Annotated in this window: 15 protein-coding genes and 1 pseudogene; 15 read left to right on the top strand and 1 reads right to left on the bottom strand. The window is 26.2% G+C overall.

What is annotated here, in order from left to right; translation table 11 throughout:
• Nucleotides 1-530: 530 nt before the first annotated feature.
• The 15 genes from BUA92_RS20820 (at nt 531) to BUA92_RS20750 (ending at nt 16,332) form a co-directional block, all read left to right on the top strand.
• Nucleotides 531-1,247: a YveK family protein gene (locus BUA92_RS20820; RefSeq protein WP_073022580.1), complete on the top strand. Its 717-nt coding sequence runs from the start codon at nt 531-533 to the stop codon at nt 1,245-1,247.
• Nucleotides 1,222-1,923, top strand: a complete 702-nt coding sequence (locus BUA92_RS20815) for a CpsD/CapB family tyrosine-protein kinase (protein ID WP_083553616.1) — start codon at nt 1,222-1,224, stop codon at nt 1,921-1,923. Before BUA92_RS20820 ends, BUA92_RS20815 begins: the two co-directional genes overlap by 26 nt.
• 11 nt (nt 1,924-1,934) lie before the next feature.
• Nucleotides 1,935-2,693: a tyrosine-protein phosphatase gene (locus BUA92_RS20810; protein ID WP_073022578.1), complete on the top strand. Its 759-nt coding sequence runs from the start codon at nt 1,935-1,937 to the stop codon at nt 2,691-2,693.
• Between the two features lie 171 nt (nt 2,694-2,864).
• Nucleotides 2,865-3,491: a sugar transferase gene (locus BUA92_RS20805; protein WP_242950224.1), complete on the top strand. Its 627-nt coding sequence runs from the start codon at nt 2,865-2,867 to the stop codon at nt 3,489-3,491.
• An 8-nt stretch (nt 3,492-3,499) separates the two neighbouring features.
• Entirely contained in the window at nt 3,500-4,660 is a 1,161-nt protein-coding gene (gene wecB, locus BUA92_RS20800) for a non-hydrolyzing UDP-N-acetylglucosamine 2-epimerase (RefSeq protein ID WP_073022576.1), read from the top strand.
• 2 nt (nt 4,661-4,662) lie between these two features.
• Entirely contained in the window at nt 4,663-5,892 is a 1,230-nt protein-coding gene (locus BUA92_RS20795) for a nucleotide sugar dehydrogenase (RefSeq protein ID WP_073022575.1), read from the top strand.
• Nucleotides 5,893-5,925: 33 nt separating this feature from the next.
• Complete coding sequence (gene cps2T / locus BUA92_RS20790; RefSeq protein ID WP_073022574.1) at nt 5,926-7,077, top strand: beta 1-4 rhamnosyltransferase Cps2T; 1,152 nt, start codon at nt 5,926-5,928, stop codon at nt 7,075-7,077.
• A gap of 16 nt (nt 7,078-7,093) precedes the next feature.
• A complete protein-coding gene (locus tag BUA92_RS20785; protein WP_073022573.1) occupies nt 7,094-8,182 on the top strand; it encodes a glycosyltransferase in 1,089 nt (362 codons plus the stop codon).
• Nucleotides 8,183-8,213: 31 nt separating this feature from the next.
• A complete protein-coding gene (locus tag BUA92_RS20780) occupies nt 8,214-9,194 on the top strand; it encodes a glycosyltransferase family 2 protein (RefSeq protein ID WP_073022572.1) in 981 nt (326 codons plus the stop codon).
• 40 nt (nt 9,195-9,234) lie between these two features.
• Nucleotides 9,235-10,503, top strand: a complete 1,269-nt coding sequence (locus BUA92_RS20775) for a hypothetical protein (RefSeq protein WP_073022571.1) — start codon at nt 9,235-9,237, stop codon at nt 10,501-10,503.
• Between the two features lie 18 nt (nt 10,504-10,521).
• The gene (locus BUA92_RS20770) at nt 10,522-11,595 is read left to right on the top strand and encodes a TDP-N-acetylfucosamine:lipid II N-acetylfucosaminyltransferase family protein (RefSeq protein ID WP_073022570.1); all 1,074 of its coding nucleotides are present in this window, start codon (nt 10,522-10,524) and stop codon (nt 11,593-11,595) included.
• Nucleotides 11,596-12,156, top strand: coding sequence for an acyltransferase (locus BUA92_RS20765; RefSeq protein WP_073022569.1), 561 nt, complete (start codon nt 11,596-11,598; stop codon nt 12,154-12,156).
• Between the two features lie 4 nt (nt 12,157-12,160).
• Entirely contained in the window at nt 12,161-13,282 is a 1,122-nt protein-coding gene (locus BUA92_RS20760) for a DegT/DnrJ/EryC1/StrS family aminotransferase (protein WP_073022568.1), read from the top strand.
• 15 nt (nt 13,283-13,297) lie between these two features.
• Nucleotides 13,298-15,037 (top strand): asparagine synthetase B family protein, encoded by a 1,740-nt coding sequence (locus BUA92_RS20755; protein WP_073022567.1) that lies wholly within the window; start codon nt 13,298-13,300, stop codon nt 15,035-15,037.
• Entirely contained in the window at nt 15,034-16,332 is a 1,299-nt protein-coding gene (locus BUA92_RS20750) for an oligosaccharide flippase family protein (protein WP_073022566.1), read from the top strand. The genes BUA92_RS20755 and BUA92_RS20750 overlap by 4 nt, the downstream gene beginning before the upstream one ends.
• Before the next feature lie 24 nt (nt 16,333-16,356).
• Here BUA92_RS20750 and BUA92_RS23420 read toward each other — a convergent pair.
• Nucleotides 16,357-16,653: pseudogene (locus BUA92_RS23420) on the bottom strand (hypothetical protein); the annotation flags it as partial.

Raw genomic sequence — 16,653 nt, 5'->3', positions numbered from 1 at the left:
ACACGGTCTATTGAGAGAATAAAATCTTTATTTTGTATATAGAAGTCTTGTAAATTAGTTGTTTAAATGGTTACATATACAGGGCTGTAAATAAATTCTAATTATTTAAAATTTATTTACAGTTTTTTTTATTGGGAAATATATAAATAAATTCCTTAAAACTACATATATTAATTTTAAAAACGGAGATAATATTAAATTAATAAATATAAATAATCATTAAAAAGTATTTAAGACATTACAATAGTCGAATAATGTCAATTTTGAATAAAGATTATCAATGGACCTAATGTTGAACAATATGTTAAAAAGTTATATAATTAGTTGGTAAAACTTTAAAGATATATATTATCGTGAGACTTAAATTATAGTTTATAGTATAATTTTTAAAAGTTTAATAATTAACACCAAAAAATGGTTTCGACACCATTAAACAATTTGAGTGAAAAAACTTCATAAAATAGACACAAATATAGTAATATGTTATGATTTATATACATTAGATTTAAAAAATATTCGGAGGATTTAAGATGGAATTAAAGGAATACCTACATATTTTAAAGAAAAGATGGCTATTGATAATATCAGTGACTTTAACCTGTGTATTTGTTAGTACAATAGTAAGTTTTTTCTTAATTAAGCCTACATATCAAGCTAGTATATCAGTTATTATAGGAAGTAATAAAGATCAATCTTCAAGTAATACTAATCAAACCTATAATGATGTTATTATGTATCAAAAGTTAGTTAAAACCTATAGTGAATTTGCAAAAACTAGGGCTGTAGCAGAAGATACTATAGATAAGTTAAGTTTAGATAAAACTCCTACAACTCTTTTAAATATGCTTTCAGTAGCACCGAAAGGAGATACCGAGTTTTTAACTATAACAGTAAAGTCTAATGATGCTTATGAAGCAAGAGATATAGCTAATCAGATAGCAAGGTCATTAAAAGACGTAACTAAGAAAATTAAAAATGTGGACAATGTTCAGTTGGTAGATGATGCATTATTACCTAGTGGGCCTGTAGCACCTAAGCCATTACTTAATATAGCTATAGCACTACTACTTGGAGTATTTGTTTCAGTGGGAGTAGTATTCCTAATAGAATATCTAGACAATACAGTAAAAGATCCAGAAGAATTGGAAAAGTTATTAGAAGTTCCTGTATTAGGGGCTATACCTATGATAGAAGATAAAAAGAAAACAAGAGGTGGTAAGCGTGATAAAAGATCTAATAGCATATAGTGACCCTAAGTCTGCAGCAGCAGAAGCATATAGAACCTTAAGAACAAATTTACAATTTTCCATGTTAGATAAAGATTCTAATATTATTGCAATAACCTCATGTGCTCCAGGAGAAGGAAAAAGTACTATAATATCTAATTTAGCTATAAGCTTAGCACAGAGCGGCAAAAAAGTATTATTAGTAGACTGTGATTTAAGAAAGCCAATAATACACAAGAAATTTGGAATATCGAATACTACTGGATTAACTTCCCTATTATTGAAAGAGAGTACATTGGAAGAGGCTATATATAAAGTAGATATACCTAATCTAGGACTTATACCTAGTGGTCCTGTTCCACCTAATCCATCAGAAATATTGGGCTCCAAGAAGATGGGAAAGATATTAGAAGATCTTAAAAATTATTTTGATGTTATACTTTTAGATTCACCTCCAGTACTTGTTGTTTCAGACTTACATGTGCTTGCATCAACCTTAGATGGAATACTATTAGTTGCAACTTATGGAATAACAGAGAAAAACGCGATATTAAGAGCAAAGGAAAGTATTATAAAGGTTGGAGGGAAAGTTTTAGGAGTAGTTGAGAATAAAATACCTCAGGATGCTAAAGAGTATGGTTACGGTGGATATGGCTATAATCAATACCAAGGATATTATTCTTCAGAAACAGAATAATAGGAGGCAATATGATAGATTTTCATTCACACATAATTTATGGAGTAGATGATGGCTCTAAAGATATAGATATGTCCATGGACATGATAAGAAATGCAGAGAAGGAAGGCACTAAATATATATGTGCCACATCTCATTATTTATTAGGAGAGTATGAGCCTGATAGAGAAGAATATTTTGATAAACTTAATGAATTAAGAGAAAAAAGCAATATACATATAATATCAGGTTTAGAAGTGTATATGGATCCAAGTCTACCCATGCTTTATAAAGAGAATAAGATATGGGGAATAAATGAAACTAAATATATGTTAATAGAATTTCCTATGAGAGATGTACCTAAATATTCTATGGATGTACTATATGAATTAACGGTTTTAGGAATAAAACCCATAATAGCACATCCAGAAAGAAATATTAAGCTTATAAACAACATAGATATGATAGAAGACTTTATTGAAGAGGGGTACTTACTACAACTTAATGCTAACTCACTATTAGGAAAACATGGACAGGCTGAAAAAGATTTTGGAGAAGAATTAGTAAAAAGAAATATGATTCATCTAGTAGGCAGTGACGGGCATAATAACAGTTTTAGAAAAACAGATATAAAAGAAGCATTAAATAGATTACAAGAATTGAATCCAGAATTATATGAATTTGTATTAACAAATGAAAAAAATGTATTAGATGGAAGGGATATAGAATTACCATATATAAAGGAAGTAAAAGAGAAGAAAAGTTTCTTCGGGTTATTTAAGAAAAGATAATTGATAGGTCATAAGTAATTATGACCATATTTATAGAGTATAGATGGGAAACTAAGGAATTATTTGATTAAGAATTATTATTTATTTAAATATATTAATTAATGAAATAAAGGAGGGGCGATAGTATTGGAGAATTTTAGAGAAAAATTAAGTTTTCATGGAAATCAAGAAATTATAGTGAGTGAAAAAGATAGATTTTTATATAATATTATAAAAAGAATAATTGATATATTTTGCTCAATTATAGGAATAATATGTTTAAGTCCGTTATTTGTTATTATAGGGATAATAATAAAGTTTGACTCTAAGGGCTCCATTATATTTTCTCAAAAAAGAATCGGAAAAAATGGAAAAGTATTTAAGATGTACAAATTCAGAAGCATGGTAGTTAATGCAGAGGAGCTAAAGAAAAAGTTAGTGACTCAAAATGAGATGTCCGGACCTATGTTTAAAATGAAAAATGATCCTAGGATAACTAAGATAGGAAAATTTATAAGAAAAACAAGTATAGATGAATTACCACAGCTTATAAATGTGCTAAAGGGAGAAATGAGCTTAGTAGGACCTAGGCCCAGCTTACCTAAGGAGGTATCAGAGTTTGAGCCTTGGATGATGAGAAGATTAGAGGTTAAGCCAGGATTAACTTGTTATTGGCAGATAAGTGGAAGAAATAATATAGGTTTTAATGAATGGATGAGACTAGATGTAAAGTATGTAGAAAAAAGAAATACATGGGTAGATATAAAGCTTATATTTAAGACATTTTTTGTTTTATTTGGAGATAAGAATGCTAGATAGGAGGAAACATGAAAAAGATAAAAATATTTACTATATTTGGTACAAGACCAGAAGCAATAAAAATGGCACCATTAGTAAAAGAATTAGAAAAAAGAGAAGGCATAATTTCAAAGGTATGTGTAACAGCACAACATAGAGAAATGCTAGACCAAGTTTTAAATTATTTTGATATTAAGACAGATTATGACTTAAACATAATGAAGAGTAAGCAAACTCTAACAGGAATAACTACCAAAGTGTTAGAAGGTTTAGAGGAAGTTTTTGAAGAAGAAAAGCCAGATATGATATTAGTTCATGGTGATACTACTACTACATTTGGTGGAGCACTTTCAGCTTTTTATAAACAGATAAAGGTTGGGCATGTAGAAGCTGGACTAAGAACCTTTGATAAATATTTTCCTTTTCCAGAAGAGATGAATAGAAAGCTTACAGGAGCTTTAGCGGATATACACTTTGCTCCAACGGTAGGATCTAAAAATAATCTTTTAAGAGAAGGTGTAAAAGAAGAAGATATATATGTTACAGGAAACACTGTTATAGATGCTATGGAGCATACAGTAAAAGAAGATTATGTATTTGAAACAGAAGAGCTTAATCATATAGACTTTAATAAAAAGAAAGTAATAATGATAACAGCTCATAGAAGAGAAAATTGGGGAGAAGGAATAGAAAATATATGCACTGCTTTAAAAACTATAGTAGAAGAAAATAAAGATGTAGAATTAGTTTATTTGGTGCATTTAAACCCAGTAGTAAAAGATGTGGTATATAAACATCTAAATGACAAAGAAAGAGTTCATCTACTTACTCCTCAGGATACAAAAGAAACTCATAATCTTATGAATAAGTGTTTTATGGTAATGACTGATTCAGGAGGCTTACAAGAAGAAGCTCCTCACTTAGGAAAACCTGTATTAGTTTTAAGAGATGTAACAGAAAGACCTGAGGCTGTAGAAGCAGGAACTGTAAAGCTTGTTGGAACAGATGTAGAAACTATAATTAAAGAAGCTAACGATTTAATAAGAAATAAAGAAGCTTACGAAAAAATGAGCAAATCTGTTAATCCATATGGAGATGGTAAAGCGTCTGAAAGAATAGTAGATGCTATAGAAAAATATTTTGGATTAAGTGATAAAGAAATAGAAGAATTTAAAAATAAAGAGGTGTAGAAATGGGAGTATTAAATGTAGTAGGACTTGGGTATATAGGGTTACCAACAGCTATGATGTTTGCAGCTAATGGAATTGAAGTAGTTGGAACTGATTATAATGCTGAATTAGTAGAAAAATTAAATAGAGGAGAGCTTACTTTTGAAGAGGATGGCTTAGAGGAATTGTTTAATAAAGTTAAGAAAAAAGGCATTAGGTTTACTACTGAATACATTAAAACAGATAGATATATAATAACTGTCCCTACACCATATATTAAAGATAGTAAGAAGATAGATGCAACTTACGTAGTTAATGCTGTTAAAACTGTTCTGGATAATTGTGAGAAGGGAACTATAATAGTTATTGAATCTACAATTTCACCAGGAACTATAGATAAATTTATAAAACCTATTATTCAGTCCAAAGGATTTATGTTAGGAAAAGATATTCATATAGCTCATGCTCCAGAGAGAATTATTCCGGGAAGAATGGTTCATGAATTAGAGAATAATTCAAGAACCATTGGAGCTGATGAGAGAGAAATTGGAGAAGAGATTAAAGCTTGGTACGAGAGCTTCTGTAGAGCAGAAATTGTTGTGACTAATATAAAAACTGCAGAGATGAGTAAAGTGGTAGAAAATACTTTTAGAGATATAAATATTGCTTTTGCAAATGAGTTGGCTAAAATGTGTCATAAAGAAGGCATGGATGTATATGAACTTATAAGAATAGCAAATAAACATCCTAGAGTAAATATACTTCAACCAGGACCTGGAGTAGGGGGACATTGTATATCTGTTGATCCTTGGTTTTTGGTAGGAGATTATCCTGATATAGTAAATGTGGTATTGGGAGCAAGAGAAGTTAACGATGCTATGCCACAATATGTTTTTGATAGAATTCATGAGATAATGAGAGAAAATAACATTAAAGATTTCTCACAAGTTGGTTTATATGGACTAACCTATAAAGAAAATATAGATGACATGAGAGAAAGTCCAACATTACAGTTGCTACAAATAATGAATAAATATAATATAACTAATATCAAGTTATATGACCCGTGGGTTAAAGACAGTAAGTTTAATAATCAATATCATGATATTGAGACTTTTTTAAATGACACTAAGATAATTATAGTACTAGTTGGACACAGTGAAATTAAAGAGAAACAGGAGCTTTTAAAAAATAAAATAGTTTATGATACTAGAAATATAATTAGCCATGGAAGAAAAATATATAGATTATAGTGTAAGGATATATATAATTCAAAAGAGGTAGATATGAAAAATATTTTTATAATTGGATCTAAAGGAATCCCAGCGAATTATGGAGGATTTGAGACCTTTGTAGAAAAGCTTACAGAAAAAAGAATAGATGAAGATATTAAATACCATATATCATGTATGGCTAATGATGAAAGAGAATTCGAATATAACGGCGCTAGATGCTTCAATGTAAAGACTCCTAATATAGGTCCAGCTAAGGCTGTTTATTATGATATATTAGCATTAAAGAAGGTAATTAAATATATAAAAGAAAAAAAAATTTCAGATGGAATTGTATATATTTTAGCATGTAGAGTAGGGCCATTTATTAAATACTATAAACAGCAATTAATTAAGTTAGGTATAAAAATCTATGTGAATCCAGATGGTCATGAATGGAAAAGAAGTAAATGGAACTCATTTGTTAAAAGATACTGGAAGATATCAGAAAAACTAATGGTTAAATATTCAGATTTACTCATTTGTGATTCTAGAGGAATAGAAGAATATATACATAAAGAATATAAAAAATATAATCCACAAACTACTTTCATAGCTTATGGAGCTGATATTGAAAAATCAAAATTAGAGGATAAAGATTTAAAATTAGTTGACTGGTTAAAAAAACATAAAATTAAATCTAATAATTACTATTTAATAGTTGGAAGATTTGTTCCAGAGAATAACTATGAACTTATGATTAAAGAATTTATGATGTCAAGTATAGCTAAAGATTTGGTTATTATAACCAATATTGAACATAATAAATTTTATAGTGAATTATTACAAAGAAGTGAGTTCAACAAAGACAAAAGAATAAAATTTGTAGGAACTGTATATGAACAAGAATTACTTAAAAAGATCAGAGAAAAAGCCTATGGGTACATTCATGGACATGAAGTAGGTGGAACTAATCCATCTTTATTGGAAGCTTTGGCTAGTACAAAAATTAACATATTATTAGATGTTAATTTTAATAGAGAAGTTGGTGAAGATGGAGCAATTTACTTTTCAAAAGACGAGGGATGTTTAAAAAATATTTTTGAGAGCTTAGAAACTATAAGTAAGTCAGAAATAATTGAGTTAGAAGAAATAGCTAAAAAACGAATAAAAGAGAAATATTCTTGGGAAAAAATAATTCGAAAATATGAAAGAATTTTAAAGTAAACTGTGTAGGTGAAATATGAAAGGTTTGTATATTGCAGCTATAGATTCTTATAATCATGAACATGTAGGAATTTATAACAAAATTTTAGGGCAAGTAAAAGGGTTTAAGGAAAATAAATTTGATATAAGTTATATAATTTATAAAAATCAATTTATATATTATAACGAACAAAATACTAATGTTAAATTCGTTAAATCTATTGGATATAACTTACATAAATTTTTAATCCATAACTCATATTATTTTAATGAAGTAGATTTTGTTTATATTAGATATTCTATAGGAGATTATCAGTTTTATAAATTACTCAAGTTATTAAAAAAGATGAATATTAAAATTATAGTTGAGATAGCTACATGGCCATATAGGTATGAACAAAAAAAAGGAATAAAAAATGTTGTTAAAAGCATCATAGATAGATATATAGCTAAACGTATAAATAAATATATTTACAGAATATCAGTAACTACTAAAGTTAAAAGTATATATGATGTTGACTGTATTAATATATTTAATGGAATAGATTTGAATAATATACCAATAATCAAAAAGGTTCAACATGATGGGATAAACCTAATAGGTATAGCTAATGTTAGTCTATGGCATGGATATGATAGATTAATCAGAGGAATAGCTGATTACTATAATTTAACTAATGAGAAGCAAGAAAATATTAATTTCTACATTGTAGGAAATGGGACAGAGTTAGAAAATTTAAAAAAATTAAGTAAAAATTTATCGATAGAAAATAAGATTCATTTCACAGGAGTTAAAAGGGGTAAGGAATTAGATGATTTTATTAATTCAATGGATATAGGTGTATCATCTTTAGCTTTACATAGAATAAAGGCTGGGGATCCTATAAAGACTAAAGAGTTTATTGCAAGAGGGCTACCTACAATATTAGGATATAATGATCAATCTATAGAAAGTAGTTTTAAGTATATTTTTGAAGCTGATCAAGATGAAACTGCTATAGATGTTAAATCAGTATTAGAATGGTATTATAGTGTGGACTTAAATGCTAAATATATTAGAAAATATGCAGAACAAAATCTAGATTGGAGTTCTCAAATAAAAAAAATTGTTGAGGTTTTAAGGTAGGTAAAAATATAAGAAAAAGGGTAGAAATTTTATGGATATTAGTATTATAGTTCCCATTTATAATGTAGAAAATTATATACATAAATGTATAGATTCTATATTAAATTGTAATTTAAAAGAATATGAAATTTTATGTGTCAACGATGGAAGTACTGATTCTTCAAAAGAGATCATAGAAAGTTATGTAAATAGATATCCCAATATAGTAAAATTGTTAAACAAAAAAAACGGAGGACTTTCTGATGCAAGAAATTATGCTTTAGATTATTGTAAAGGAAAATATATTGGTTTTGTAGATGCTGATGATTGGTGTTCTAATAATATGTTTAAAATATTGTTAGAGAAAGCTTTAAGCGATGATCTTGATATTGTTGTATGCGATTATATTGAAGAATATGAAGAGTACTCAATGGTCATAAAAGAAAATAATTCAAAATATTCTCTTTTATTTGAAGCCCCAGTATGGAATAAAATCTTTAAGAAAACTCTTTTTATAGAACATAATATAAAATTTCCTAAGGGACTTTGGTATGAAGATAATGGAACCACGTACAAATTATTAGCTGTAACTAATAATATAGGATATATTAACAAAGCTTTATATCATTATAGAAAAAATAGACCAGGGTCTATAATGAGTTCTCAAAAATCAAGTAAAATATATGATATTTATGGAATAGGAGATACATTGTATGATTTCTATAAGAAAAATGTTGAAGATAATGAAAAATTTGAACAGTTAGAATATATATTTATAAAAAATATACTATTTAGACAAATTCCCAAAATTTTAATTTTTGAATTTCCTAACGTAATTACAATGCTTAAAAAAATAAATATGCATTATAAATATATTGAACAAAAGTTTCCTTATTGGTATAAAAATAATATTTTTATTAAGGATGAGGATTCTTATTTTAGAAATAAAGTAGGTAGTAATCATGTAAATAAAATTAAATATATAAAAGTATATATGATAAATATAATTTTATTTAATTTAATGAAAAGATAATGTAATATGAATCTGAAAAATAAATTTAAAGAGGTACAAAATGATTTTTTTTGTTGGATGGATTTTATTTATAGCATACACTCTAATTTTTAATAGCAAAGCTTTTTATAAAATTTATTTTTTTCTAGTTATAATGATTCCTTTTAACGATAAAGTATATGAATTTTTAGGTTTGAAAAAAGGTAATATAAGTATTCTAGATTTAATACTGTTTTTAATATTAATATTATCAATTAAATCCTATAAGAGTTTAAAACTTAGTAGTATAGATATTATATTTATTATTATTGCATTTTTAACAATTATTTATTTAGGAATTGGAATAAAAAATAATAATAATTTTATAAATTTAGATACTTTAAATATTATTAGAATTTTTATTATATATGCTACATATAGAATCTATTTTAGTCAAAATAATTTATTAAAAGAATATATAGATTTATTTTTAAAGTCATTGATTTTATTTTCATTAATAAATATTTTTATATATTTTTTTAGAGAAAGTATTATACCTAATATATACGATAGAAACTCAATAGCTTGGTGGGGAACTACTAGAGTATCGTTTAGTAATGCATCAAATTTCTTATTGGTTCCTTTTTTCATTAATAATATAAATATGAAAAAATATATAAAAATAGTATTATTTATAAATACAATAATTTGTATTTTTTTATCTAAAAATAGAACACTCATTATTCTTTATTTTTTGATATACATTATTACATATATATTTAAAAATAGAAAGACAAATATAAGTAGATTTTTAGATATTTTAGCAATTATAGTTATAATAATTGTTATATTTATTAATAAAGATATTTTAATAAATAAATTAATTTTATCAAATAATGATATTTTTCAAAGATTTGTGGAGGTATTAGAAGGAAACATTTCTTCTTTAAATACAAGAAGTGTAACAAATGAATTTAATCTTTTAACAATAAAAGATAATGATTTTTTAGGATATGGATTAGGCAAGTCTATGATTTTATATAATAGTGATTTTTCATATGCATCTATTGGAGCATTTATAGATAATGGAATATTAACTATTATAATGAAGATGGGAATAATAACTTTTAGTTTAATAGTTATAGCAATTATTATAATTAATTTTAAGATTTTTACATGTAAAGATTTAAAATTATATAGTAAATTTTCAATAATTTTTAGTGCTATAGGTTATTTATTTTTAGTCTTTATTTTAAATTCACAAGTTATATATTCACTTCCTGTGTTTACAACTATGTTAATTCTATTAACTTTATCCTATAATAAATTTTATGAAATAAAAAGTGAATAATATTTGGAGGGAAATTGTATGAATATTATACACATAATAAACAATGAAAAATTTACACTACCGTATTTAGAGTTTATAAACAAAAATTTTGATAATAAAGAACATTATTTTATAATTGTAGGAAAGCAGAAATATTTAAAAAAAATTGATGTAATAAATAATAATATTAAATTTATTGAAGGATCTTTCGTTGAATGGACAAGTAATAAAGATATTCTGAAAAAAGGAGGTTTAGTATTTATACATGGTTTCTTTCAAGGAATTTCTTTTAAGCTTTTTTTAAATCTTAATCCACAATTTCTTAAAAAAATAAACTGGGTTATTTGGGGAGGCGATTTAAAAAAAAGAAATAGTTCATATAAACTTATAACTAGTATAGATGAGTTTCTAAAGATGAGAGTAACAAAAAAGTTTGCTTTTATAAGCACCTTAGTAAAAAATGATTATAAAATAGCTCAAGAAAGATATAATGTATCTGGTAAATATAACAAAGCAATTTATATTAATCCAATAACATTAGAATTTTTAAATAATATAAAAAAATGTAGTAATATTAATGTAACTAATATTCAAATTGGGAATTCAGCCGATTTATCTAATAATCATATTCAAGCAATTGATCTTATAGAGAAATTTAAAAGTGAAAACATAAAAGTATACTGTCCATTGTCATATGGAGATTCAGTATATGCTAAAGAAGTTATAGATTATGGCAAAAAGGTTTTAGGTGAAAAATTTGTAGGAATAACAGAGTATATGAATCCTGAAGCATATGGAGAATTTTTAGGGAGAATTGATATAGCTATCTTTAACAATAATAGACAACAAGCATTAGGAAATATTTTTGCTTTAGCATATTTGGAAGCAAAAATATATATGAGAAATGATACTACTATGTGGGAAGACTTAGTTGAGGATGAAGGTTATAACTTTTATTCAATAGAAGATATAAAAGATTATAGCTTTGAAGAATTTATATCTTCTAATATAGAAGTTATTATGAAAAATAAGTTATTAAGTGAGAAGAGATTTGATGAGAAATATATAAAAAATGTTTGGGAAAAAATCTTTACTCGACAGAGAGGTGATTAAATGGACAGCTTTTATAGTAGAGATGAGCTGAATTTGCTAGGATTAAAACAATTTGGAGATAATGTTCTCATTAGCAAAAAAGCCAGTATATATTCTCCAGAAAAAATATGCTTAGGAAATAATGTACGTATAGATGACTTTTGTATATTAAGTGGTAATATAATAATAAAAGATTATGTACATATTGCAGCATATTGTGGGTTATTTGCAGGTAATTCTTTAATATTTATAGACAGCTTCACTACAATGTCATCAAGAGGTGCTATTTATGCTATTTCAGATGATTACTCTGGTGAATATATGACTAATCCAATGATTCGAGATGAGTTTAGAAATATTCAAGAGGAGTCTGTTAAAATAGGAAAACATGTAATTATAGGAACAAACTCTACTATTTTACCAGGCGTTAAAATAGAAGAGGGATGTTCCTTTGGTGCATGTTCTTTAATTTTAGAAGATTGTGAAGAATGGACAATTTATGTAGGTATTCCAATAAAAAAGATTAGGAAGAGAAAAAATAATTTATTGAGATACGAAGAGATAATAAATAGTGAGAGGTGAAAATATGGATAAATTTAAACAACCTATACAAGTAACTAAGTCTTTTTTACCACCATTAGAGGAATATATCGAGCTTTTAAAAAGTATTTGGGAGACTAGTTGGCTAACCAATAATGGCAAACTTCATAATGAACTCCAAAATAATCTTTTAGATTATTTAGGGGTTAAAAATACTACTCTATTTACGAACGGGCATTTAGCATTAGATACAGCTATAAAGGCACTAAAGCTGAACGGAGAAGTAATAACAACACCATTTACATTTGCTTCAACAACTCATGCTATAGTTATGAATGGATTAAGACCTGTATTTTGTGATATAAACATGAATGATTTTACTATAGATACAGATAAAATAGAAGAATTGATTACCGAAAAAACCTGTGCTATTTTACCAGTTCATGTTTTTGGATATCCATGTAATATTAAAAAAATCGAAGAAATAGCAAAAAAATATAATTTAAAAGTTATTTATGATGCAGCACATGTATTTGGAGTTGAAGTAGATGGAGTTGGAATAGGGAACTTTGGAGATATATCAATGTTCTCCCTACATGCTACTAAAGTATATAATACTATAGAGGGAGGTCTGCTTACTTATAATGATAATGAATATAGTAGAAAATTAAATTTGTTAAAAAACTTCGGAATATCTGGATATGAACAGGTAGAAGAAGTTGGGCTAAATGCTAAAATGAATGAATTTCAGGCAGCTATGGGACTTCTTAATTTAAAATATGTTGATGATCAAATTGAAAAAAGAAAAAATATAGCTAATATATATAGAAATGATTTAAAAGATATAGATGGAGTGTATTTTTTAGAAGATATGGAGAATGTAAAACATAACTATGCGTACTTCCCAGTAATAATAGATGAAAAAATAGTTGGTTTAACTAGAGATCAAATACATGAAAGATTAAAAGAATTCAATGTAGTAACTAGAAAATACTTCTATCCATTAGCAATAGATTTTGATTGTTATAAGGGGAAGTATAATGAAGACAACTTATTTAATGCTAAGTATATTTCCGAAAGAGTATTGACGTTACCTATCTATGGAGAGCTTAGTGTGGAGGAGGCTATTAAAATAGTTAGATTAATTAAAATGGTAATAAATCTATAATGATGGAGGAATCAAATGCCAGGAATTTATGGTGTTATTAATAGTAGGAACTTTGATTTAACTGATATAAAAGAAACGGGCAATGATAACATAGAACACAAAGATTATATGATTGGAAAGACTAGTATAAAAAAATTTGAAAATGATAAAGTTTTTTTTGATAATGATGAATTCTCTATAATTATAGATGGCGTAGTTTTGAATTTGCAGGAATTAAGAAATAAATATACAGCTTCTAGTTGGCCTAATACTATTATAAAGATGTATAAGCAAATAGGTGAGCAATTTATGGACTCTTTTAGAGGAGCTTTTTCAGGAATATTATGTGATAAGATTAATAATACTTTTATTATATTTACTAATCATTATGGAGATAAGGGTATATTTTATACTGTTTTAGAAGATAAGGTTGTTTTCTCATATGATTTAAAAATGGTAAAGGATATACTCAAAAAAAACGATGTTGGTACTTCATTTAATATTAATGCAGCCTATGAATTATTGACATATGGCTTTATGATAGAAGATAATACTATTATTGATAAGATAAAGCGCTTAACAGCAGGTAAATATATTAAAATTAATAATGGAAAGATAGCTGTAAATAGTTTTTATGAACTTAATAACAACATAATAAATAATTTAAGTGAAGAAAAATTAATAGATTCGTTTGACGAATTATTTAGATATTCAGTTAAACTTGAATTTGATAAAGATATAGAGTATGGTTATAGTCATTTAGCAGGGTTAAGTGGGGGATTAGATTCTAGAATGACAACTTGGGTAGCTAATGACTTAGGGTATAAAAATATAACTAATTATACTTTTTCTAAATCTAATTATCTTGATTATAAGGTTGCTCAAGAAATAGCAATTAAGCTTGGAAATAAATTTATATTCAAATCTTTAGATGACTTGAGATATTTGGAGGATATAGATTTAGTAATAAAAAATAATGGTGGGACTGGATGTGCTAGTGGGCATATACATGGAAGAAGTTTTCTTGAACTTATTAATTTTGATAAGTTTGGATTAATACATACCGGTCAATTAGGAGATGTAGTAGTAGGAACATTTTCAAGCAAAAAAGAACACACTAAACCTTCAATAAATGATGGTACATATTCAAACCTTTTGATTGATAGAGTAAATTGGATAGAATTAGATAGATATAAAAATGAAGAAATATTTAAAATGTATAATAGAGGCTTTAATGGAGCATTAAATTCTCATATAACTATGCAAAATTACAGTGAGGTCAGTTCACCATTTATTTTAAAGGAATTTATGGATTTATGTTTATCAATAGATCCTAAGATTAGATTTAATCATAATGTATACTATAATTGGATACTCACAAAGTATCCTGAAGCAGCAAAATATACTTATGAAAAATATAGAGTAAGTATTGATAGTTTTATATTTAAAAATAAATTATTTTATTTAATGTTAAAAAGAATTCCTAAGAAATTAAAAAATAAAAATAATGAGATTTTATTTAAACTTGGTTTTAGAGAAAGTAAATATAGCAATGATGATATGAACCCTTTTCAATATTGGTATGATACAGACTATAATATGAGAAAAAACATTAGTAACTATTTTGAACAAAACTTAAGTTGTATAGATGAATTTAGTAACTTAAATAATGATATAGTTTGGATGTTCAATAATAGTTTAGCGAGAGAAAAAATACAGATATTGAGTTTGCTTTCTGCTTATAAATACATGTTCATAGAGGATAGTAATAAATGAGTAATTTAAATAAATATATAAAAAAGCTAATGGACAAAGGGTTATTTCATATTTTTGGAGCCAATATCATAAATAAAATAATTTTATTTTTTAATAATGCCGTTATAGTTAGGCTGGTAACAATTCAAGAATTTTCTGCCTATTCTTATGCAAATAATATTTTGTCAATTGTTTTATTATTAAATGGTTTAGGTGTTACATCAGGATTACTTCAATTTTGTAGTTCTAATATACCTAAAGGTAATAAAGCAAGTTATGAAAAGTATGCATATAAAATTGGAGTTATTTCTAATTTAATAATTACATTAATGATTTTAATAATTTCAGTAATTATAAAACTTCCGGTAGATAGTAGCAATGGACTGTTACTATTAATGAGCGGCATGCCGGTATTATCATTTATATTAGAATATGTTATGATAAAATTTAGAACAAACTTACAAAACGATAAGTTCTCTTATATTAATACAATAAATACGGTGTTAATCTTCCTATCTACTATTATAGGGGGGCTGATAGGAGATATAGACACTATAATAATGCTTAGATATGTATCTACAATAATTCCAATAATAGTAGCATATTTATGGCTAAAAAAAGATATTAATCAAATAACAAGAGCAAAGGTATTATTGAAAAGTACTAAAAGTGAGTTTATGAAATTTTCAATAACGTCATTAACTAATAATGCCCTTTCTCAAATATTATATTTATTTGATATATTTTTGATAGGAATATTAATCACAGATAATACAAGTGTTGGAATATATAGAACAGCTACGCTTATTCCATTCACATTAAATTTTATACCATTATCTATTGCAACTTTTATATATCCATATTTTGTAGTGAATAGCAATAATAAAAGATGGCTAATAAAAAATACTAAAAGGCTTATATCTATTATGGCTCTATTTAATATTATAATTAGTTTAGTTTTAGTTATATTTGCACCACTAATAATAAGATTATTGTTTGGTCAACAGTATATTGAAGCAGTACCGTCTTTTCGATTATTATCTATAGGGTACTTCATAGCAGGAACTTTTAGGATTCCTGTTGGAAATATACTTACTATGTTAAAGAAAATTAAATATCTACTTTTCGTAACAATCTCAACAGGAATAGTAAATATTGTCCTTGACTACATCTTGATTTCAAGAATAGGGTACAATGGAGCAGCAGTAACTGTAGTAATAGTTTATACACTATCATCGCTTATGACATTCCCATATCTCGTGTATAATTTGAAACATGGTATTAGTAAACATATAAATAAAAAAACCACTGTTTAAACAGTGGTTTTTTTATTTATATGTTTATTTTAGAACTTCTATAGCATCTAAACAAATAGCATAGTTTTGAGATGCTGAATTTTTAGTGTTAGTAACTTCTATTTTAACTGTATGCTCACTATCAGTTAATCCAGTCTTCTCAAAAACCTTGTTTTGGAATACATCAGAAGCTGAATAGTTATCAGATGTATAAGCTTGACCATCAATAGTAACCTTAGCAATACCTCTAAAAGCATTAGTGTAAGCAAAAAGTCTTAATCCAGTACCATTAAATTTAAATTCTAAGTAATCGCCAACTTTAGTAGTAATAGTAGCATTAGA

It is taken from the genome of Clostridium intestinale DSM 6191 (assembly GCF_900130055.1).
Taxonomy (GTDB): Bacteria; Bacillota; Clostridia; order Clostridiales; family Clostridiaceae; genus Clostridium_T; species Clostridium_T intestinale.
The sequence above is the reverse complement of the archived record's forward strand: the minus strand, read 5'-3'. Positions and strand labels throughout refer to the sequence as shown.

Coding starts and splice junctions, on each gene's coding strand:
- BUA92_RS20820 (WP_073022580.1), top strand. CDS start 531: ATGGAATTAAAGGAATACCTACATATTTTAAAGAAAAGATGGCTATTG.
- BUA92_RS20785 (WP_073022573.1), top strand. CDS start 7,094: ATGAAAGGTTTGTATATTGCAGCTATAGATTCTTATAATCATGAACAT.
- BUA92_RS20765 (WP_073022569.1), top strand. CDS start 11,596: ATGGACAGCTTTTATAGTAGAGATGAGCTGAATTTGCTAGGATTAAAA.
- BUA92_RS20760 (WP_073022568.1), top strand. CDS start 12,161: ATGGATAAATTTAAACAACCTATACAAGTAACTAAGTCTTTTTTACCA.
- BUA92_RS20775 (WP_073022571.1), top strand. CDS start 9,235: ATGATTTTTTTTGTTGGATGGATTTTATTTATAGCATACACTCTAATT.
- BUA92_RS20750 (WP_073022566.1), top strand. CDS start 15,034: ATGAGTAATTTAAATAAATATATAAAAAAGCTAATGGACAAAGGGTTA.
- BUA92_RS20810 (WP_073022578.1), top strand. CDS start 1,935: ATGATAGATTTTCATTCACACATAATTTATGGAGTAGATGATGGCTCT.
- BUA92_RS20755 (WP_073022567.1), top strand. CDS start 13,298: ATGCCAGGAATTTATGGTGTTATTAATAGTAGGAACTTTGATTTAACT.
- BUA92_RS20780 (WP_073022572.1), top strand. CDS start 8,214: ATGGATATTAGTATTATAGTTCCCATTTATAATGTAGAAAATTATATA.
- wecB (WP_073022576.1), top strand. CDS start 3,500: ATGAAAAAGATAAAAATATTTACTATATTTGGTACAAGACCAGAAGCA.
- cps2T (WP_073022574.1), top strand. CDS start 5,926: ATGAAAAATATTTTTATAATTGGATCTAAAGGAATCCCAGCGAATTAT.
- BUA92_RS20795 (WP_073022575.1), top strand. CDS start 4,663: ATGGGAGTATTAAATGTAGTAGGACTTGGGTATATAGGGTTACCAACA.
- BUA92_RS20770 (WP_073022570.1), top strand. CDS start 10,522: ATGAATATTATACACATAATAAACAATGAAAAATTTACACTACCGTAT.